The 19,823-nt window shown below is 37.2% G+C and carries 22 protein-coding genes; 20 read left to right on the top strand and 2 right to left on the bottom strand.

Annotated features, from left to right (window positions below; all coding sequences use genetic code 11):
- The 13 genes from QZ407_RS14690 to QZ407_RS14630 all read left to right on the top strand — a co-directional run.
- Positions 1–281: hypothetical protein (locus tag QZ407_RS14690; protein ID WP_295772386.1), on the top strand; the 281-nt coding region annotated here is incomplete at its 5' end.
- Between the two features lie 316 nt (positions 282–597).
- Positions 598–1,032: a hypothetical protein gene (locus QZ407_RS14685; protein ID WP_295772384.1), complete on the top strand. Its 435-nt coding sequence runs from the start codon at positions 598–600 to the stop codon at positions 1,030–1,032.
- Positions 1,033–1,073: 41 nt separating this feature from the next.
- A complete protein-coding gene (locus QZ407_RS14680; RefSeq protein WP_295772382.1) occupies positions 1,074–1,460 on the top strand; it encodes a hypothetical protein in 387 nt (128 codons plus the stop codon).
- A gap of 214 nt (positions 1,461–1,674) precedes the next feature.
- Positions 1,675–2,493 carry a hypothetical protein gene (locus QZ407_RS14675; protein ID WP_295772380.1) on the top strand — a complete coding sequence of 273 codons (819 nt, stop codon included), beginning with the start codon at positions 1,675–1,677 and terminating at the stop codon, positions 2,491–2,493.
- A gap of 84 nt (positions 2,494–2,577) precedes the next feature.
- Positions 2,578–2,934 (top strand): DUF6717 family protein, encoded by a 357-nt coding sequence (locus tag QZ407_RS14670; protein ID WP_295772378.1) that lies wholly within the window; start codon positions 2,578–2,580, stop codon positions 2,932–2,934.
- A 915-nt stretch (positions 2,935–3,849) separates the two neighbouring features.
- A complete protein-coding gene (locus QZ407_RS14665; protein WP_295772376.1) occupies positions 3,850–4,209 on the top strand; it encodes a hypothetical protein in 360 nt (119 codons plus the stop codon).
- Positions 4,210–4,284: 75 nt separating this feature from the next.
- Positions 4,285–4,437, top strand: a complete 153-nt coding sequence (locus QZ407_RS14660; RefSeq protein WP_295772374.1) for a hypothetical protein — start codon at positions 4,285–4,287, stop codon at positions 4,435–4,437.
- Positions 4,438–5,028: 591 nt separating this feature from the next.
- The gene (locus QZ407_RS14655; protein WP_295772372.1) at positions 5,029–5,229 is read left to right on the top strand and encodes a helix-turn-helix transcriptional regulator; all 201 of its coding nucleotides are present in this window, start codon (positions 5,029–5,031) and stop codon (positions 5,227–5,229) included.
- 1 nt (position 5,230) lies between these two features.
- Positions 5,231–6,772 (top strand): class I SAM-dependent DNA methyltransferase, encoded by a 1,542-nt coding sequence (locus QZ407_RS14650; RefSeq protein ID WP_295772371.1) that lies wholly within the window; start codon positions 5,231–5,233, stop codon positions 6,770–6,772.
- Positions 6,772–8,232, top strand: coding sequence for a restriction endonuclease subunit S (locus QZ407_RS14645; RefSeq protein ID WP_295772369.1), 1,461 nt, complete (start codon positions 6,772–6,774; stop codon positions 8,230–8,232). The genes QZ407_RS14650 and QZ407_RS14645 overlap by 1 nt, the downstream gene beginning before the upstream one ends.
- Positions 8,232–10,028 carry a restriction system-associated AAA family ATPase gene (locus tag QZ407_RS14640; RefSeq protein WP_295772367.1) on the top strand — a complete coding sequence of 599 codons (1,797 nt, stop codon included), beginning with the start codon at positions 8,232–8,234 and terminating at the stop codon, positions 10,026–10,028. Before QZ407_RS14645 ends, QZ407_RS14640 begins: the two co-directional genes overlap by 1 nt.
- A complete protein-coding gene (locus tag QZ407_RS14635) occupies positions 10,012–11,037 on the top strand; it encodes a hypothetical protein (protein WP_295772364.1) in 1,026 nt (341 codons plus the stop codon). The genes QZ407_RS14640 and QZ407_RS14635 overlap by 17 nt, the downstream gene beginning before the upstream one ends.
- A 221-nt stretch (positions 11,038–11,258) precedes the next feature.
- Positions 11,259–11,981 carry an N-6 DNA methylase gene (locus QZ407_RS14630; protein WP_295772361.1) on the top strand — a complete coding sequence of 241 codons (723 nt, stop codon included), beginning with the start codon at positions 11,259–11,261 and terminating at the stop codon, positions 11,979–11,981.
- Between the two features lie 3 nt (positions 11,982–11,984).
- Here QZ407_RS14630 and QZ407_RS14625 read toward each other — a convergent pair whose 3' ends face one another.
- On the bottom strand, positions 11,985–12,413 hold the full coding sequence (locus QZ407_RS14625; protein ID WP_295772359.1) for a hypothetical protein: 429 nt from the start codon (positions 12,411–12,413) through the stop codon (positions 11,985–11,987).
- Complete coding sequence (locus tag QZ407_RS14620) at positions 12,410–12,775, bottom strand: hypothetical protein (RefSeq protein WP_295772358.1); 366 nt, start codon at positions 12,773–12,775, stop codon at positions 12,410–12,412. Before QZ407_RS14620 ends, QZ407_RS14625 begins: the two co-directional genes overlap by 4 nt.
- A 209-nt stretch (positions 12,776–12,984) precedes the next feature.
- Here QZ407_RS14620 and QZ407_RS14615 point away from each other — a divergent pair, with 209 nt between their 5' ends.
- From QZ407_RS14615 to QZ407_RS14590, 7 genes are all read left to right on the top strand, one after another.
- Positions 12,985–13,578 (top strand): DUF6438 domain-containing protein, encoded by a 594-nt coding sequence (locus tag QZ407_RS14615; RefSeq protein WP_295772355.1) that lies wholly within the window; start codon positions 12,985–12,987, stop codon positions 13,576–13,578.
- Between the two features lie 75 nt (positions 13,579–13,653).
- Positions 13,654–14,526, top strand: coding sequence for a hypothetical protein (locus tag QZ407_RS14610; RefSeq protein ID WP_295772353.1), 873 nt, complete (start codon positions 13,654–13,656; stop codon positions 14,524–14,526).
- Positions 14,527–14,529: 3 nt separating this feature from the next.
- The gene (locus QZ407_RS14605) at positions 14,530–15,201 is read left to right on the top strand and encodes a hypothetical protein (protein WP_295772352.1); all 672 of its coding nucleotides are present in this window, start codon (positions 14,530–14,532) and stop codon (positions 15,199–15,201) included.
- A gap of 85 nt (positions 15,202–15,286) precedes the next feature.
- Positions 15,287–15,883 (top strand): hypothetical protein, encoded by a 597-nt coding sequence (locus tag QZ407_RS14600; protein ID WP_295772350.1) that lies wholly within the window; start codon positions 15,287–15,289, stop codon positions 15,881–15,883.
- Between the two features lie 149 nt (positions 15,884–16,032).
- On the top strand, positions 16,033–16,197 hold the full coding sequence (locus QZ407_RS17565) for a hypothetical protein (RefSeq protein ID WP_365335452.1): 165 nt from the start codon (positions 16,033–16,035) through the stop codon (positions 16,195–16,197).
- Between the two features lie 294 nt (positions 16,198–16,491).
- Positions 16,492–17,121: a hypothetical protein gene (locus QZ407_RS14595; protein WP_295772348.1), complete on the top strand. Its 630-nt coding sequence runs from the start codon at positions 16,492–16,494 to the stop codon at positions 17,119–17,121.
- 517 nt (positions 17,122–17,638) lie between these two features.
- Positions 17,639–18,454 (top strand): hypothetical protein, encoded by an 816-nt coding sequence (locus tag QZ407_RS14590; protein ID WP_295772347.1) that lies wholly within the window; start codon positions 17,639–17,641, stop codon positions 18,452–18,454.
- Positions 18,455–19,823: the final 1,369 nt, after the last annotated feature.

Genomic DNA, 19,823 nt, shown 5'->3' with positions numbered 1-19,823 from the left:
AGTACACGATACACTTCGGTTTTGATGTTTTTGGCGGAGGCAAAAATAGCGATGGTGATTTTACAAAGCTGACTTCAGCGTTCATGCGCATTCTTTATAAGGCCACATCGGTTGAGCATACGGCCGTGAATATTGAAGATTGTGTGACAACCTATAACGTTATAACAGAATGTACGGAGCTATTCGAATATATGGAGGAGCGTGGTAAATACAATCATACTTTCGAACTCATACCTTACAAACCCAAGCCAGTTAAAAGAAACTTGAGGAAAGTGGCTTAACTTATAATGAATACTGTTTAACTTTGCTTTTCATCAATACAGGAGGAGCATTTTTAGACAGTATTCATTACTTACATATAATTAAGATATAAAGCGTTAAGCTTTGTTTGTTCAGCTTTTATAGAAAACCTAGGAAATTTTCAGCACAGCAAGAACAAGCGAGTTCAACGCCCACGCGCAAGCGTAGGGCGAAGACTTGTTTGTTGCCGTGCGGGCTCTCCTAGGTGCCTCTATAAGCTCAGACTAAGTTCAGTCCTGCGCTTTCGTGCTTTATAACCGCCATATAGACTGATGTGGCAGATTTATCTTTCAACCCGTGAACTCTTTAGCACAACTCAGTCAACAACTCAACGAGCAGTTTAAATCTGCATTCCTTTCGTTCGTAAACTATAACTTTTTTGTCCCTGAACCTAAAATCATCGTCGCCCAAGTCGTTTTCCCGTACTTCACACCCTTCAATAAAGAAGCTACGATGTTTGGCAAGGTTATGCGTATGGCTTGGTATTTAGAAAAGAAGAAGGATTTTCTCGAAATACTGACTAAGCACCGCATTACGGAGGTTATGTACACAGAAGTCCAGGAAGGTAAACCTGCAACCAAAGAGAACACCATCATTGTAACCATCAAGCTAATCGAAACCGTATTTGCCAAGCTGCACTATGCAGATATGACCAAGCCGCCACGTCTCACAGGCGTACTTGCCGAGCAGTATATCGATAATGTTCTTGGACAAATTATCAGCGCACAATAATTCACTACGAGCTTAACTTTTCATCTTAGACAGATTCACATATGAGCGTTAAAAAGGAAATTGAGAACATGCTGCATAACCAGTTCGGCAATTCAGGTATACAAGGACTGGTAGACTTAATGCAGCTTAATTACAACATGCACGGCAAGCCGGTCAAAGTAAGCGGCTTTGGTAATGAAATCACAGTGGACATGCAGGGCGAGGATATGGTAGAACAGTATACCTTAATCGACCGCATCGTCAAAAATCCCGGTGCTTATTCTTCTGCTGATGTTACACAGGCCAAATCACTTCACGAGCAATTCAAAAATGGCATTGCACAAGGAAAGCCACAGTCACCACAGGACAAAGAAATGTTCTCCAATGCAAGGGTAACTAAGCTTACATTCTTAATCGGAGGCTTGCACGTAACAACAGTTAATTTATAAAATTATGGGAACATTCATCATTGCTCTGATTATGCTTATTGTACTCAAATTCATTTACAGCCTAATCTTCGAGCAAGACAAATACGACAAGCACGGCAACTTTCGTAACTGAACCTGCCACATCAACTACATACTTTAAAAGGCAACAATTGCAAGCTGCCACATACCGCAGCACCTAACAACAATCAATAACACACAACAACAGATTATCACAATGAAAAGATTCATCTTACTGGCTTTCGCAGCCCTAACTCTATTCTCATGTTCGAAGTCAGGCAACGGTACAACACCTGAACCAGAGCCTACCAAGCCCTCATTACTATTAAAGAGTGTAACCGAAACAACAAGCGGTACACCATCTGTACAAGTGGAGTTTACTTATAATGGCAAGCAGGTTACCAAAGCAAGCTATTTGAAAAAGTCTAATGGTGCATTTGAATACGAACATGCCTTCACTTATGATGCACAGGGTAAGCTATTGAGCGTTACCGAGAACAGGCCACAGCCAGCACCCACTTATAGCAAAGCAGATGTAAACTACTTCTCAGATATTATCAGTAACATCGTACTGAACTACAGTGGTGGCGTAACACAAACAAGGAGACTTACCTTTAGCAACAACCGTCTTGTCGAAAACTTTGTTACCAACAGCAATCAAAACAGCACTTCTACCTTAGCGTATACTTATAATGCTTCAGGCAACATCACCAAGATAGAGAACACAGTTGTCAATATATTTGGTCAATCTAAGACTTCTGATGAGTTTAGCACCTTTGACGACAAGAAGAATGTGCTGTCAGCATTACCGATTGCGATATTCTATCAAACGGTAGAACAGGTTGATGGTTTGGAGTTCTGCTTTGGTGCAAACAACCCACTAACGCACAAAAACACCTACACGCAAGGACAAGTGTTCAACTACACAATAAGCTATACCTACAATAGCAGTGGTTATCCAACCTCCTTAACTGTTAAACAGGTTGGTACATCAAAGCAGGAGACTTATACCTATGAGTATATTGAGGTGAAGTGAACTGCTTACCTTAAAAGGTCACAAGTGTTAGTATAGAGCTTACCTGACATTGGGTAGGCTCTTTTTATATCATCTTTAGCACTCATGGCAACGAATAACATACAGCAAACATTAACCTTCGAAAAAGAACATACCGGAAGATGGTATGTAGTATTGCCTGAGTGGACAGGTGGCAAAGCAGCATTAGAGATGGTAGAAGGTGCAGATACAATGCTGGATATAATGGCACAAGGCGAAAAGGAAGTAACACTTACGGTTAGTGAACAGAACTTTGAAGGGGCTAACGAACTGATCCTGACAGAAGACCTATCCAATAGCATAGGTGGCGGTATGTACCTTCTAAAAGATTATCAGGGCGAGGAGATCAACCACAAGATGTGGTTATGTGAGGTGATGACTTATGTATTTAAGAAACTGCCACCAGTGGTTTACTTTAAATGATTGGTAAGGAGCCTGTACATGGATATTATACTTGATTCAATTGACCAACCTCGTTATTTTGGATTCTTCTTATAATTTCCTTCTGGACATCTGATATACGTTCTGTTAGTTTGTTATAAGAATACCGACCATCAAGTCGGCATTTGTAACAGTCAGTAGAGTCTAAATAATATGAAGTATCGATGTCCATTGATGTACCACATTGCTTACAAACAGGCTTTAAGTCAGAAATAATAAATTTTCCCTCGTAGCTTCTCCATTCATAGTTCCAAGTCCAAATAGTCTTATTGGCACCAAACGTATCACGGCGATAGTGTTCGAATGCGTTGTTGGGAATTCGGGGTTGATTAGATTCTTTGTTTCTGTATTTAGACCTTAGAAGAGCCTTCTCAATCCGTGTAAATATCACTACGACGGTTAGTATTATAATGACAGTGGAGAGGCTTAGCCGGGTCTTTAGTATGTCTGTAAACCAATTAAACCGAAAGAAGTTACTTTTAGACTCGGGTGGTAACTCTATATACAATTTGAGTAAAAAGAACATACTCGTTGTGATGAAACCAGCAAGCCATTTGTCTACTAACCAATTAAAGACCTTTTTCATTTAGTGCATTGTACCTTAACATAACACCACACACATCTATTTACGAGATGTAGGTGAAACCTTCAATAATCAAATTTACTTTAAAAGTTCTAAACACACTAATATACAAATCTAATTGAGAGTAAGGCAACACAGCCGATATAACGGATTAGTAGTTTGAATGGTTTATTGCATTATACACCTCTCAGTGCCAGAATCGTCAGAACCATGAAATGCCTTAACTCGAAGAGGTTGTTTACATGGAATAGATTTGCAACTAAACTTACTATCTTAGACACTGTTAACATTTGCATGAGACTTGTGTTTAAACTATGAGTGAAAAGACTTTTGGAAGGATATTCCAACTATGTTGTATGGCTATACCGCTGATATTACTTTGGGTAGGTAGCCAAGGCCCCAGTGCAAAGGAGCTAATACTGCAAGAGGCGTTAAATGAAGATTATAAAGGTCGTGCTGACTCTATCTATCATCAAAGAAATAATCACAACATCAAAACTGTAAGAATATCTGGAATACATGACCTTGAGCTTTGGCCTGAGTGGGAGAACTTAATAGATGTTGGAGACTCGATCTTTAAAGTGAAGGGTAAGTACACTATAATGGTCTGTAAAAAGAATGGAAAGGATTTGATTCTTGACTATGAAGATATTGTAAAGGACTTTAAAGACTAAGATAAGGTCAAGGTAACACATGACCAGCAGGTGTTTCTAACTCAATTCAGTGCTTTAACGGTCAGAACCATATCTATGGCAATCCCACCTTTTGTTGCTTACGAGGGAAATGCCATAGAATGGAACTTTAGGGTAGTTCCTCCTGGCTATCGCAGGAAGATAGGTATTACGCATCACCTAAGCTTCTCAAAAGCAACCGCCAGATTCCATTGCGTTCAACAAGCCTAACGGCACGTTTCACTCCATTGCTCCAACGCTCAATATCGCACATTTTTATTTCACTTCCCTTACACTAATACCACCCGCAATAAAAATGTGCAGTCATTCATTGCCCTGGCTTCGCAATCTGTCATCCGCTTTGAGTTTAAGCAAAGGTGTTGCTTCATGAAACCTTTCTCTGCCTATGGTAGCATTCCGCTAACGCTTCATTACAACCAAAGTCAGTCGGTTTCCTTGCTTGGCTCACCTACGCATCGGTCTAGGCATCAGCATTGTCACAGCTTTTGAAAATCCCAAACCACTGCCCTAGACTCAAAAGCAGCGCCATTGCTTCGTGATGCATTCTGTGCATCCGCCTTGAGGCTCCCTATGCACAGACCTAGACCTCAATTCGCGTAGGCCGGTTCGCTAAAGCTAAGGACATTGACTTAAATCCGTTTAAAGAATAATCAAGTCCTTCGCTAGTATGTTCTGCTGTTAAATCAAGCGGCAAGGTTGATGTTGAATCGAATAGAACTATATAAGATATAAGATAAAAATATCACAGATTATGGTATAAATTTAGAATTAGAATCTACTTTTACGGAACTATTAAAAGCAATGAATCGCATCAAAGAAGTCTTGGAGCAAAAAGGAGTAAAACAAACTTGGTTGTCCGAGCAGCTTTCAAAAAGTTACAATATGGTAAATGCCTACGTTCAAAATAGGCGACAGCCTAGTTTGGAAATTTTAAATGCAATAGCCGAAATACTTGATGTTGATATAAAGGATTTGATAGTGTCAAATAGGAAAAAGAATTAAAATGCTTACAGTAGAAATAAAAAATAAAGTTAAAGATCTATGGGATAGATTGTGGGCGGCGGGATTATCAAATCCAATTACCGCTATAGAGCAAATTTCCTATTTGCTTTTTATGAAGCGTTTAGAAAATTTTCATCCGGAAACCCCAGAAGACTACAAATGGAGTAAGTATCAAGATTTGAAGGGTGAAAGACTTGTTACACATATTAAAGAAAACGTCTTTCAATATATAAAAAATCAATTATCTCGAAAAGGAGAGCCGTTTGCAGAATCAATGGAGGATGCATCTTTTAGAATTAATAACCAATCATTGTTGGAGGATGCTATTCTAATTATTAATGGAATTTATAAACAAATAGAAAAACAAGAAGAAGAAGGTGGTCAACACTTTCAGGATATTCAAGGGGACGTTTATGAACACCTTTTAAAGCAAACAAGTGAGGCTGGAAAGAACGGTCAATTTCGTACTCCAAGACATATAATACAAATGATGGTTGAGTTCTTGGAACCTGATTTGGACGGGAGAATCTGTGACCTTGCCTGCGGATCAGGCGGATTTTTAGTCGGCGCATATCAATATCTTATTACTAAGAACTCCCAAAAAGTCATAACTGATGAAAATGGCCTTTCAAAAGGAGTTGATGGAAGCAAGTTAACGGCGGCTAAGAGAAAGCAATTAAAGGAAAAAACCTTTTATGGTTTTGATATTGATCAAACAATGGTCCGAATTGGGATAATGAATCTGATGATGCACGGAATTAACAAGCCAAAGATTTCTTATTTAGATACCCTGTCTACCGATTACGAGAAATTTGAAGGAAAAAAAGCCCAAGGTCGATATAAATATATTTTAGCTAATCCCCCATTTACCGGCAAAATAAACAGCTTAACTGTCAGTGAAAATCTCAATAAGATCTATCACCTTAAAAAAGATAAAGCAGGAAATCGGGTAAAATTGACCGTTCAGTCAGAATTATTGTTTTTAGAGCGAATTATTTATATGCTAGAAAATGGTGGCCGAGCCGCTGTCATTGTTCCAGAAGGCGTACTTTTTGGGGGAAGTTTGGCACAAATGAAGACAAGGGAATTGCTTCTAAAAGACAACTGTTTAGATGCAGTAATTTCTTTACCTCCAGGTGTATTCAAACCATACACAGGAGTTAAAACAGCTATAATAGTGTTTAATAAGCCTGTTAAAAAAAGTAAAGCTTGGAATACTGAAAGGGTTTGGTTTTATGAACTAATAAATGATGGTTATAGCTTAGACGACAATCGCAGAAAGCTAACAGAAAATCCTTTGCCGATAGCTGTAAGTAATTTTAGGGGAAGAGATACGAGCTTATTAGAAGAAACAAAAGATAGCTTTTATATACCTATTACTGAAATACAAGAAAACGGTCTAGATCTCAGTTATAATCGTTACAAGAAAGTTGAGTATCAGGAAGAAACCTATGAATCACCACAAAAAATATTGGAAACCTTATTTCAATTAGAGCAGGAAATTCAAAAGGATTTACAAGAACTTAAAAACTTAATTGGTTAATGGAAAAAGTTCGCTTGAAGACAATTGCTAAACAAGTTAGAGGTGTATCATATAAGCCAGAAGATATAAATAATGTTAGCATTGAAGGCTTTATACCTCTGTTAAGGGCGGGTAATATAGGAACTTCTTCAATAACTAATTTGGACGATCTCATTTTTGTGTCAGAGTTAAGAGTTTTGGATAGCCAGTTCCTACTGCCAGGAGATATATTAGTTGTAACATCTAGTGGGAGCATCGAAAACGTAGGTAAATCAATTTATATTGAGCAAAATGACGGCTGCACTTTTGGAGCGTTTTGTAAAGTTGTAAGACCTGATAAGAACTTAGTTAATCCAAAGTATGTCAGTTATTTCTTTCAAACAGATTACTATAGAAGAACAATTAGCACTATGGCACAAGGTGCTAATATTAACAATCTTAGAAACGAACATATCGATAATCTAGAAATTCCTCTTCCTGACCTTGAAGCCCAAAACAAAATTGTAGCCATTTTAGACAAGGCAAAAGCCATTTTAGATAAAAGAGAAAAATACCAGCAACAATACAATAAATTATTGCTTGCAATTTTTTTGCAGATGTTTGGAAATCCTGTTTCAAACCCGAAAGGCTGGAAAGAAGACTCTTTATTAAAGTTTGGGGAGTTTAGAAATGGAATAAACTACAAGAGAGAAGAATCTGGGGTTAATTTAAAATGCTTAGGCGTCGGCGATTTCAAAGCTAATTGGGAAATAAAAAACATGAATAATCTCTCAGTTATTAGCCTCGAAAAGGCTCCGTTAAACGAATATTTTTTAAGGGATAATGATTTAGTATTTGTAAGATCAAATGGTAATAGGCAACTAGTTGGACGGTGTATTCTAGTAAAACCTGGTAATGATAAAATTACGTTTAGCGGATTTTGTATTAGATATAGGTTAAAAGACAATTCTATTAGCGCTCTTTATATAGCACATTTATTTAGAGTACCAGCATTCAAAAACTCAATGCTAAAAAATGGTAGAGGGGCCAACATTCAAAATATTAATCAAGAACTTCTAGGTAATTTAAAGATTCCAGTTCCTCCTAAAAAACTACAGATAGAATTTGAGAAAAAAGTTGACCAACTGCAAAAAAGCTTAGATAAAATAATAATATTTCAATCAAGAAGCGAAGAGTTACTTAAGAGTCTTTCACAGCAAGTTTTTGCAGAACGCATAACAATTGATATTGATGCTGAATTGGAAGCATTGATTAGTGCAATTGATTTAGAAAAGAAGGATGAGGAAAATAGAATCGATACAATAAAAAAAGATCTAACATTTCTTCAACGGCTAATTGACAAGCTACGGGAACAGGACTTTGAGAACTCTGGTCAATATGAAAAAGCGAAATACTTAGCTTTTAGAGTGATGAAAGAAGAACCCGCTTTAATCAGGCAGCATTACAACAAGGTAGATAAGAAAATAAAACTTATTATTTAATGAAACTATTGTCATTTTCTATACCACAGAACGATCAGAATATAGGATTCAGAAGCTTGAAGCCTGGTTTCGAAATTATATTTCATAGCGATTTAAATGAAAGCACCATGACCAAGTTCAGACCTTTTTGTTTTGCCGGTTTAAACGGAAGTGGTAAATCCAACGTGTTGGAAGCTTTAGCTAATATCTTTTATCATTTAGAAGTGATGTCTGCTAGAATTCTTCCAGATTCCATTAGAAGTCAGAAAAACTTTAAGCGCAACGAATCTCCAGTAGACGTTTTTAAATTGGAGTACTTGATTGGATTAAAGAATGTTCCCTCCGATAGCATAGAGTCGTTGACTAAGGTGACTATTACCAAAGAGTTCGGATTAGAACCGATAATGCAAATTAAGCCATATCCTTTCGACGATGGAACAGAACCATCAACTATATTATTTGAAGTTGGAGAAGAAAGCAGTGCGCCGACAAAAATTTTTTTACCTGACCACATTGTCGGTTACTCGTCTGGAGAAAATGAATTACTGAGTCTGCCATTCATTAAAAGTAGATTCTTGCAATTAGATGAATACAAAGAAGCGACTAAGTCAAATGTCAGGGAATATAAAGAGCCAGAAAATAGTTTAATTTATATTGACAACGACATGAGTCAAGCGGTTTTGCTATCTTGTCTACTGTTTGAAAATGAAACAACTTTAGCACCATTAAGAGATATTAATAATACGGGCATACTAGATTTAAGAAGATTTACAATCTACCTTACCTATCAAAAGTTTGATTTTCAAAAAAAATCTGAAAATGTTTTTAGAATATTGCAAGGTTACCAAACTCGCTCAGATACAACAGGAGAGCTGCCGAAGCAGATTGAAAAGCTTAAACAATGTGCCACTTGTTGGTATGAAGATGAGGATGGAATTTCATTAGATTTTTATGTTTGCGAGGCCACTAAGGACGCTTTTAAAGCTCACTTTGGAAGTGCGTTTGAACTATTTCAAGTATTTCACCTATTTTATATTTTAAACAATCATTTCGTAGACAATAGAAATGTAGAAGATGTTTATCAATCAAAAGGCAATTATACCGATTGGAAGGTGCCTATTGGGGGACCTGCTGATGACGCTTTCTATTTTTTGAAGTATTATCTTATCAAGGAAGAGAAGAAGTCTAAGAAAATTTCTGATAGGCTACTTAGAGAACTGAGTGATGGGGAGCATCAATTTTTGCATACTACCGCAATTTGTTTAATGTTAAAATCCAAACGCACATTATTGCTTCTTGATGAACCTGAAACCCATTTTAATCCGAGCTGGAGGGCTAAATTCATTAAAATATTAAACGAGAGTATTGAAGCCAGTCAGCATAAAAAAGAGGGTAATGTCAGCAGGGATGAGCCAAGACAGCATAATGGTAATATTCATTTAAGAAAAGACATCTTATTAACTTCGCACTCTCCATTTATCATCTCCGACTGCATGCCGGATAATGTAATTCTTTTTGAGAGAAATGACGATGGAGCTATTACGGCAAAAAAAGTTTCAGAGTTGGATAATGCATTTAATACTTATGGCACTTCTGTAGAACTGATATTAGATAAGCTGTTTGGTTATAACCAATCAATAGGCGACCTGTCATTTTCAGATATCGAAGCAATTGATATAGAATCTGCAAATAGCTTTGAAGAAATTGAAGGTATAAAGTCGAAATTGAGAAAGTTGGGTGAATCTATTGAAAAGGATATGGTTTTATCTCAGCTAAATACCAAAATACGCAATAAAAGAGATGCTCAGAACATATAAGCCCCTTGATAGTCATGATATCTTTATTTATCAACAACACGTTGAACATCTAATATGCAATGTTTGGTGTAGTGCCGAAGCAGGAATAAAATGCCAAGATTTATTAACTGAAGAGTTCGAGAAAATCTATTTAAAAAGAGCTTGGATTAAAGAGGATGTTGATGAGATCTACGAACTATGTAAGCCTTTAACTAAAGCTGAAAGAGCAGATATTAAAGAAGCGTTTGTCATTAATAATGACATTGATTCACTTTGTGAGGGGAAAGAAAAGCCTAGAGAATTATATACTTTAGCAGCCGTTGTTGCAAGCAAAATGAAACCGTTGTTGGTTAAATTTTATAATGATTTAATAGGTGCAAATGAAAAATTAAGTTACTACAACGATCTAATAATACACAATGGTGATTTCAAGTTTTGTCTTTGTTGCGGAATAGTTCCTGTTGAAAGTGCGGAGTCACACTATAGGGAAGACAATGACCATTATTTACCCAAAGCTGAATACCCATTTTCATCGGTTAATTTTAAGAATTTGCCTCCACTTTGCGGTAAATGCAATAAGAAGTGCAAGTCGACAAATAATCCTTTTGAAAATGGAAGAAAATCATTTTATGCCTTCAAACCTCTCGAAAATGAATTTGAAATAACTGTGTCCATCAAAGCGGCTGGTGCTACTAGTTATTTGGCATTAAAGCAAAGTGAAGTTGTTTTAAACTTCAATAATAATCCTGATAAAGTTGCTACATGGGCTTGGCTCTTTCAAATCGATTCCCGATACAATGAAGAGATAAGACAGTTCAGCAAAACAGAACTCAGGATACTGGCCAACAGATTTAAACGTAACGATGAAAGAAAGAAAGGTGAAACTTATGAGCAGATACTTAAAGATGCGTTGGACGACTATGAAATAGATAAGTATGATGACAGGAAGTTTTTAAAGAGAAGCTTTTTGAGAGAAATGTTGAACAAACCAGATTGGATGGGTGTTTACGATCAACTGTTAGCTTTATAGCAACTATATTCTTCCAAGTGAAGTGTAATTAGGTACACTTCTATCATTCTCTACTCAAAGTTAGCTTCACACCATCACATAGTCACTTCGTTTCAAGGTAGTATCTCCTAATTGGGTTTCCTTTCAGGATCCTCCGCAATTACTCAATCTCCACCTTGCCTTAGTGCTGCCGTTCAGCAGTTCGTTGCTTCGAGAATTCACTCGAACATAAACTTACTGCAATGACAGACTTTAAACAACTAGTTACGGCATTTGAGCGTTTTGCTTACGGACAATCCCTGCACACTGCCTTTACTGAAATGCTGGATTGGACACTTTTACCTTTTAAAAGGTCCGAGGATAAATCAGAACAGCAAGTAGCACTCGAAACATACCGCAATCATAAGAAGGTAAACGAACTTGTTAACCTTGTAAAGCTTGTTGGCGACTTGTCAGAGAACTTTTCAGACCCACTTGGCGAGTTGTACATGCAAGCTATAAGTAATGGACACAATGGTCAGTACTTTACACCAGAGCCTATCTGTGATATGATGGCAGCTATCAGCGTAGGGAATCCAACCGAAGGACAAACCGTTGCTGATTGTGCTTGTGGAAGTGGTAGGATGCTACTTAGTGCGGCAAAGATTAACAGGCGCTTAAAGCTCTATGGTGCAGACCTTGACATTACTTGTTGCAAGATGGCGTTAGTGAACATGCTCCTTAACTCTTTACAAGGTGAAATAGCCCATATGAACTCTTTAACTAACGACTTCTATAGAGGTTATAAAGTGAGTACCAAACTGGTTAATGGCTATCACGTGCCTTACTACATTGAGTTTACAGAACCTGAGCAAAGCTATATATGGCTTAGACCTGTAAAGGAAGCTGCACCTAAGTTTGATAAGCCGTTTGAGCCTGTAAGGGATAAGACACCGATCAATGGTATTCAAGGTAGCCTCTTCTAGAGATTAGGACTTCACAAGGTCACTCTCCGTAACCCATTTACCATCAAGCTTTTTTAGCTTAACCTTTATTGTTGCATGACCAGATGTAAGTTCTCCCTCCCCAATAAAATCGGTTGGAACGACTAACAGGTTGATCCATTCATCGTACTGTAACAATCGTTTGCGTACAAACCTTACATCTTTCCGATAATGGTCTGGTAGGTAAGGGAGTGACTTGTAATCAGAATATTGATGACTGCGAATGTCAGCGAATGTGTATGATTGATTACCCAATATGATCTTATAACTCTTGAGATAGTAGCGGGTGTTGTTGTATACGCGAACTTTAACCGAATCATAATTCGTTCTGCCCTTATCTATAATCGTATCGTTCTGCGCTGATGCTTTACAAGTGAACAAGGCTAAAAAGGCTATGATAAGGAGGTGCTTCATGATACTTTTACAACTTGGCGGTCGTTTAATTTTTTGTAGCGCTTCCTAATATCATAATATCCACCAACAAATACTAATATTCCTCCTGGTATCGCGATATACCGCCCGGCAAGCTGCTCCCGATTTTCATGTTCACTCTTTGAATAAACAACGCCACGTGATGTATTAATTTGATATACCTCATAGTTCATGCTTGTTGAGTTTGATGCGTTGTAATAGATGGTTACCGCATCTCCAATACTAAGTTTTTCCATCAGTGGTTTGTACTCTTGTGAGAAACGATATAAAGAATATCGATGTTCGTCACCTTGAATCCGTAAGGTTAAGTTAGACCGACCGTTCTTATTAGGTGTTTCTTCCATAGATGTCACTTGACCTGTCCTGTGCTTGGCACGATTTAGGTCTATATGTGTGCTACTCATTCCTATACCTACTAGTAAAGTAGCTGTGGAAAGAAACAAGACAAAAATACACTGCAAGATAAGTTTAAACATTTGCAGTCTGCGTATCGAGACCAAGCGCTTCATGGTATGAAGATAAGGAAAGATTGCTACATTGCAGTTAGTAAACCATGAACCTACCAACCGTCACTTATAAAGCATATACCTACTTAGTTATAGCCTCGTGCTTGCTATCTGCCTGTCATAAGCAAGAAAGTAGAGACAATGAGATAATCAAAATAGAAGTAGCCACTGGTGGTTGCTTCGGTCCGTGTCAGTATACAGCAGTGAGTATTGATAGTTCGCTTACTTACAAGTATTATGGTGGGCAAGTCCTATCTCGAACTAATCGCCCAGAGGACAAGTTTAAGATTGTGGGTTATTATTTAGGCAAAGTAAATAAAGCTTTATGGGATACGCTTAACATGAAGTTAGAGCAGATACGTTACAAGCAGCTTGATACATCCTACGAGCATACAGTTGATGATCAAAGTTTAGAGTTTATCATCCACTACAACAATAAAACAAAGCATATAAGAGCACAAGCTGCAAGCCTCCCAAATAATGTAGGAAAAGTGTTCAATTGGATTTCAGACAGCTATCGTAATTTGAAGCTTAGAAAGACACAGGACACGCCTCGATTTGAAACTACTATACAGTATCCACCTCCACCACCTAGAACTCCCGCTGATATTACGTTCTTGCATCCTAAAGTTAACGATTGAGCCTGAATCGTTTGTAACACCGGGTGTAATTGCATTAACTTGTAAAAACGTTATATTAGCCGCACCTAGATTAAAATGAGCAATAATACATTGGCACAAGAACTTCTTGAGCAAGCCATTTCACTTGGAGAACAAGATCAAAAAGAAGAAGCTGTTAGCTTGTACTTAAAAGCTATAGAAGCTGCACCTGAATGGGCAACACCACACTACAACTTGGGACTATACTATAAGTACGAAGGTAACTGGCAATTGTCTTACCAGCACAATAAAAGAGCTGTGGAACTTGACACCGAAAGCGAAGCTGCTTGGTGGAATCTGGGCATTGCTGCAACTGCTTTGGAAGATTGGTGTACAGCGAGAACAGCATGGACGAAATTTGGGCTGGAACTTCAAATTAATGACGAAGAGCCTTGTATGGATTTAAGAAACATCCCTGTAAGGTTAAACCCTGATGATGCAGGTGAGGTGGTATGGTGCAAGCGAATTGATCCAGCAAGAGCTATTATTCTAAACGTGCCGTTAGCGACAAGCGGGCACCGATTCGGAGACATGATACTTAATGACGGTGCACCAGTGGGAACTCGTATCAGCAATGGAGTAGAATATTCGGTACTTAATGAACTCAAGCTTCTAAAACCATCAGAATACAAAACTTATTCGGTTACCATTTATACAAGCAGACAAAGTGATATAGACAAGTTAGAAGAATTCTGCGAGGCCGCAGAGATTGAAATGGAAGACTGGTCGACCATTCGGTATCTATGTAAACAGTGCAGCGAAGGTGTAGCACATAAAGATCATGATCAAGATATCGAAGAGCGGGAAACGCCGTCTGAACGTTATATTGGTTTTGCTGCCATAAATAAACCGGTGCTAGTGCACGTGCTAACCGATTGGAGTGTTATAACTTTATGTGAGTATTCAGAAGTTGTGCTTGAATTAGAATAATACATGAAATTTTATCACTCACAAAAGAAGAAAGTAAGAGGCTGGAAACGTAGAGTTCATCATTTAGACAGATGGGGAGAACTTATCAAAGAACCTCATACTAAATACTTTCTTACTGAGCGAGGTCGCCACACGTATGAGCGGTATACAGTTTCTCCTTTTTATAACTTGGTAAAGCGGCATCCACCGTTATGGTTCTATAAGCTCATCATCGCAAAGCTAGTGACTGCTTACAGCGAGTGGCAAAAGACCTTTGATAAACTTAATGTGCCGTATGATTTGCAGCTATGGCTATACGACCCTTCATACATCCGCTCTGAAATTATATGTCATAAGATGCAGCAGCATGGAGAGCGCAAGCGCTTTAGCTGGGAGTCTGATCTAAGCAAACCCTTCCCTTATGAGAAGCTAGGGAGTAAGCATTACAACTTACAAGACTTTGAATGGATACTAGCTGATGATGAGCATATTCACTTTGAAGATGATTTTGAGGATGCCAACTTTACTGCTGAAGACTTGTTAGCGGATGGATACATAAGAAAACAACAAAGTGATGGACTGATATACTATGCAAAGCGATATGGTGACATATGGATAGGTAGACGCAGAGATGCTATGAGTAAAGACACTAAAGATGTGATACAAGGATACTTTGCACCACCAAGGACTGATTGATGCTATCCAAACAATTGACAATTCATTGCAAACAGGGGTAAACGTCTTAACTTGTAAAAGGAAATGCTAACTTGATTAAACCTATATGAAGCTTAAAGCCACCGTCATCATATTTGCTTTTGTAGTTATAGCTGCCTGTACCTTCCTACACTTGCAATATGGTTTGTTTACGCGCTATAACTACTTTACAGCGCAGTGGGATAAAAGACAAGGGAAGCTTCAGCTTTTAAGCTATGGTGAAGAATTGACAGTTGCTAAGGAACAAGTGGCTGTTGCTAACACGATGGGGTTTCGAATGAAGACTATTGCTGGTTGCATCATCTCCAGGTCTAACGTCAATGGAGCAGATGCTTATAATGCTGTAATGACAAAAGCATTGGAGAAGAAGTTGGGTAAGCAATGGAGAGCAAGTTTTGACACCAGTGTTGATTCACTCTTCAGAATTCAAAGCGAGGATCGTATCTATCAAGCGGTGATGAACAAAACAAATGTTCGAGAGCTCAGTCATAAGTGCGATTCAGCCAAGCGCGGTAGTATATTTGTAAAAGTAGTAAACCCAACTGACGCAGATCCTAATCATCCGAATGCTTGGGTTTGCCATGAAGTAAACAATAAGTTTGAAGTAATTGCTTACTACAGGGTTAATCCTTACACGCTTGGTGTAGTTGAAATTCGTTATTAATCGTATCTGTCACGCTTAAAGACAGCATCAATTCAACATTCAAACACCCTCTATAAAGACTAAAGTTGAGATTTGTTGAATTGCATTTATATTATGGATATAGACTAAATTAAAGATGTTGGCATAAACGAGCAAGGGCAGCTGTACATATGCCTTGTAAGAAGCAATTTACCTTGATATGGCGAAGTGCAACAGAAGTCCATTGGAATTATATGGAGAGTTACCTCTATTCACCTAAGCCAATCGAATGGTCGTATTTTAATTGTTATAAACATATCGAAACAGTCATTGCAGACGAGTTAACTGTAAGCTGATATTTGTTGATGATACTTTGTTGAAGGATGTTGAGGATAAACCCAAGGAGCAAATTATTAAGTTCAATTCAGAATTTGAACAACCCGTACAAAGTAAGTAATTGATGATTTGTTGAATTGACATGCCTGCACATTTTCTGAACACATGGTATAGTATAAGTAGTATATAATAAATAATGTGCAGCTACTTGATTGCTGACTTGCCTATATTAACTTATAAAGAACAAGCTGCTATAGCTCAAACTGTAACATTCGTAAAATTTATTAAACTTGTGTTTACAAAACCAACTTATCATGTTCTACAAAATAGCAATCTGTCTTCTATTACTTACATCATCTGTTTGCAAAGCTCAGGAAAACGGCTCGAATACAAGGTCAGCAGCTGACACAACCAAAGATTACAGCGATCTTTTAACCAGACTTGAACAGCAAGCATCTGAGAAAAGCCATAATAACCTGGGAAGCTTAATCTTAACAATTGATTTTATGGTTAAGACTAGTAATCTTACTGACTATCCTAAAGGATTCATTCCATTCGTAAAAATTGAGCATCCTGAAAAAGACATAAAACAATTGATCAACAAAGATGAGATTGTGGTTAAAGATGATACGATCACATTACTTATTGATTATCCCCTAACTAACGAATGCAGATTAAAGATTAATTCTAAACATGGCTTTACCAGAGGTGAGTTAGTAATGGAAGTCAGTAAAGCATACTATAAATTGTTCGAAGAAGAGGAAGCTACAGCAACAGTAAAGACTATACCTGTTGAAAAAAGGACCACAGTTTATAACAGAAATCAAACTAACGGTAGATATGGAATTTGGGGACATGACATAGCAGACTTGATGCTAGCAGAAATAATGGTTTATAAAGCGCCAGATGGAGATTTGCTATTAAGTTTAAATATTGAGTCTTAATCATCAATATTACGTGTATATACTACTCAATAACGCATAGAAATCGTAATTACTCATGCGAAAAAAAGCATTGTTCCTTTTGAAGCCTGAAAGGAATAATAAGACTTGTAAAAATTCAAGCCCTTTATTTAACCACACCTGATTAAAAGGGCTGTTATCAACCCTAAAATTGAATTAAGGTGTAGCTACATAGCTTTATAGTGTGCTACAAAAAAAAATATTTACTCATTTAACATTAAAAGGTACTTAGTTAAATGCTACTTAATTGATGCTTACAAATGCTGTTTGACCTGTTACTTACCAATGTGTGCATTTAAAGGTTGATGAGTGAGGGTTATGTTTTACTTGTTCCCAAAACAAAACTGAACTACAGTTCATATGAAGGCGTTATAACACCACGTGTTTCAAGTAAGTGTAATTTCATTTTATAATTTAAAAATGCATTTGACATTCAATAACTTATTTACCTTTCAAAGCTAGCATTTACTTATAACTTTATATCCAATATAATATCACAATGAAATACTTTGCTTTGCTGGTAACTGTATTCGTCTTGATGACGCAACACTCGACAGCTCAAACTTACTCATTGGATGACTTTGAAGAAGTATCTATACCAGCACCTTATGGCAAGCAATTGAATGAGTGGAATAACATAGTAGATCAGTATTTCAAAGTGTCAATAACCAATGGCTACTTGAAGATCAGCAAAGAAACCTACAACAAAACATCAGTTAGAATTAAAGTAGCAGGCGGTAGTTTGATTGGTGAAGATCATGGTGAGTTTGGTGGAGGTCTATATTATGACCCTATAGATACCAATGTCAAACACATGACAGTGAACGGGAAACTTGCATTACCAAAAGAAGGCATATATTATCAGGGAATAGCATTTATCAATAATGGTAAAGCTGCAAAAATCAGATTAATACCTATTAAACCAGGAAACATCAAAGATGTGTTTGAGTATAAAGGTACGCTTTACACGGTAGAAGGATTGGCACATATGTCGTCCAGCTATGGTAGTTTTAATGATATAGAGGTTAAAAAAAATGAGGTTAATTACAAGGAGGTATTAAAGCTTGACGACGCTCCTATGGCTTATGTGATACATGAGGAAGCAATCTATCTGGCTACACTAGAGCGATTTTATATCATACGTGATTGGAAGGCACAACTTATAGCAGATAGGCTATTTTGGCGCTATTTATACCCTAATTCAGTTGCAGTTAAAGATTCAAAGCACATTTATTTGGGTATGCGAGCAGGCTATGCAATGGTTGATACCGAAAGTGGCAAGGTGATTTTTTATAAATTCAAGAAGCAGAAGTAAGTAACTATGATTTGCGCTATTTACCTTTTAAAGGCTAAAAGGCGAAATCCAACTTCCTCAATTCTAACAATTCTCAACAACAGTTTATATGAAGGGGATCTAAAAACCCTTTTTTTAATGAAAGTGTAGTTGAAATATGTTTACATTTTACTCAGAAATCTTACCTTTTAAAGGTTGTAGCGTAAAGTCGGCAACATCAATTCTCAAAAACAATCAACTACACATTACATAACTAGGGGTTATAAAACCCTTTTTCACTTGAAAAGTGTAGTGTCTTTAAAATGTTCAATCCAAGATTTTACTTCCCGGTATAAAGTAAGAAATTTCAATTTTTCTGGATTGATTAATTAATTGTAATCCAAAATTTATTCATCCTGTATAAAGTAAGATTTTTGAAAATTTGTGGATTAATGTAGAATGGGAATCATAGAATTATTCAGCAAAGTTACACTCATAGCTGCTGTAGCGTGCAAGAGCTTTCCCGCATAAACACATCCCTACACACTACCCTTCATTTATTCGTTTGCCATCTTGCACTTGATTGCTATAAGTGTGTATGGGCACCATAATTCTTTTATTCATTTAACTTCAAAGACTATGGTAGATACATCTTAAACTCATTCAATCATTACAAGCGAAACACTTATATTCGCATTACAGTTCATTAAATTATTGACCCGGGTTACTTGATAGTACAACGATAGTACATCGACATATATATATTCAGAAAAGGGCTTTTCGTAAGCATGGGGGCCATTAATCGGCCTCACCTTACAAGCAGAGGGTCACAGGTTCGAATCCTGTTGCTCCCACTAAAGAAAGCCCTTCAGATTAGTTCTGAGGGGTTTTTTGTTTAATATACTTTCGCAACTCTGCAATCTTAGCACAATCTTATAGTACAGCGACTTTATCAACAAGTAGCCTCAATTATGGGATACGCTTAATACGAAGTTAGAGCAGCATTACAAGCAATTATATGCAGCTACTTGAGTACTATCTTGCCTATGTTTACTTTTAAAGATATTGATGAGCTATTCGGTTACAAGGCAAGCCACAAAAATTGAAATTCAAAGACCTTCTATAAAATTTAAATTCCTAAACTTTTTGAAATAGCAAATTAGCGCTAACTAAATTGGTTGAGTTTATTTATTTAAATTACACATCATGTATGCTTATTGTGCAAGCCGATTATGATTGCTGAATAACTTACAAATAAAAGTGTCTAAATAGGGAGCTATTGCGTTAGTCAAGCCAATTGACACAACAAATAGGAGTGCTCCGTTTAATTGAAAACCAAAGGTAGCACTTGCCGGAATTATCCAAATTGCGGATGAAACGACTAAACATAGTAAAGCCAACATTAATGTAG

The sequence above is a fragment of the uncultured Mucilaginibacter sp. genome (assembly GCF_913773635.1).
Lineage (GTDB): Bacteria > Bacteroidota > Bacteroidia > Sphingobacteriales > Sphingobacteriaceae > Mucilaginibacter.
Note: the sequence above shows the minus strand (reverse complement) of the source record. Positions and strands in the feature narration are given on the sequence as shown.

What these genes read in the sequence shown, in the direction of transcription:
- QZ407_RS14620 (WP_295772358.1), bottom strand. Translation starts at nt 12,775, where the DNA reads ATGGAAGAAACACCTAATAAGAACGGTCGGTCTAACTTAACCTTACGG.
- QZ407_RS14625 (WP_295772359.1), bottom strand. Translation starts at nt 12,413, where the DNA reads ATGAAGCACCTCCTTATCATAGCCTTTTTAGCCTTGTTCACTTGTAAA.
- QZ407_RS14650 (WP_295772371.1), top strand. Translation starts at nt 5,231, where the DNA reads ATGCTTACAGTAGAAATAAAAAATAAAGTTAAAGATCTATGGGATAGA.
- QZ407_RS14675 (WP_295772380.1), top strand. Translation starts at nt 1,675, where the DNA reads ATGAAAAGATTCATCTTACTGGCTTTCGCAGCCCTAACTCTATTCTCA.
- QZ407_RS14605 (WP_295772352.1), top strand. Translation starts at nt 14,530, where the DNA reads ATGAAATTTTATCACTCACAAAAGAAGAAAGTAAGAGGCTGGAAACGT.
- QZ407_RS14655 (WP_295772372.1), top strand. Translation starts at nt 5,029, where the DNA reads ATGAATCGCATCAAAGAAGTCTTGGAGCAAAAAGGAGTAAAACAAACT.
- QZ407_RS14635 (WP_295772364.1), top strand. Translation starts at nt 10,012, where the DNA reads ATGCTCAGAACATATAAGCCCCTTGATAGTCATGATATCTTTATTTAT.
- QZ407_RS14680 (WP_295772382.1), top strand. Translation starts at nt 1,074, where the DNA reads ATGAGCGTTAAAAAGGAAATTGAGAACATGCTGCATAACCAGTTCGGC.
- QZ407_RS14595 (WP_295772348.1), top strand. Translation starts at nt 16,492, where the DNA reads ATGTTCTACAAAATAGCAATCTGTCTTCTATTACTTACATCATCTGTT.
- QZ407_RS14630 (WP_295772361.1), top strand. Translation starts at nt 11,259, where the DNA reads ATGACAGACTTTAAACAACTAGTTACGGCATTTGAGCGTTTTGCTTAC.
- QZ407_RS14590 (WP_295772347.1), top strand. Translation starts at nt 17,639, where the DNA reads ATGAAATACTTTGCTTTGCTGGTAACTGTATTCGTCTTGATGACGCAA.
- QZ407_RS14600 (WP_295772350.1), top strand. Translation starts at nt 15,287, where the DNA reads ATGAAGCTTAAAGCCACCGTCATCATATTTGCTTTTGTAGTTATAGCT.
- QZ407_RS14660 (WP_295772374.1), top strand. Translation starts at nt 4,285, where the DNA reads ATGGCAATCCCACCTTTTGTTGCTTACGAGGGAAATGCCATAGAATGG.
- QZ407_RS14670 (WP_295772378.1), top strand. Translation starts at nt 2,578, where the DNA reads ATGGCAACGAATAACATACAGCAAACATTAACCTTCGAAAAAGAACAT.
- QZ407_RS14610 (WP_295772353.1), top strand. Translation starts at nt 13,654, where the DNA reads ATGAGCAATAATACATTGGCACAAGAACTTCTTGAGCAAGCCATTTCA.
- QZ407_RS14645 (WP_295772369.1), top strand. Translation starts at nt 6,772, where the DNA reads ATGGAAAAAGTTCGCTTGAAGACAATTGCTAAACAAGTTAGAGGTGTA.
- QZ407_RS14665 (WP_295772376.1), top strand. Translation starts at nt 3,850, where the DNA reads ATGAGTGAAAAGACTTTTGGAAGGATATTCCAACTATGTTGTATGGCT.
- QZ407_RS14640 (WP_295772367.1), top strand. Translation starts at nt 8,232, where the DNA reads ATGAAACTATTGTCATTTTCTATACCACAGAACGATCAGAATATAGGA.
- QZ407_RS17565 (WP_365335452.1), top strand. Translation starts at nt 16,033, where the DNA reads ATGCCTTGTAAGAAGCAATTTACCTTGATATGGCGAAGTGCAACAGAA.
- QZ407_RS14615 (WP_295772355.1), top strand. Translation starts at nt 12,985, where the DNA reads ATGAACCTACCAACCGTCACTTATAAAGCATATACCTACTTAGTTATA.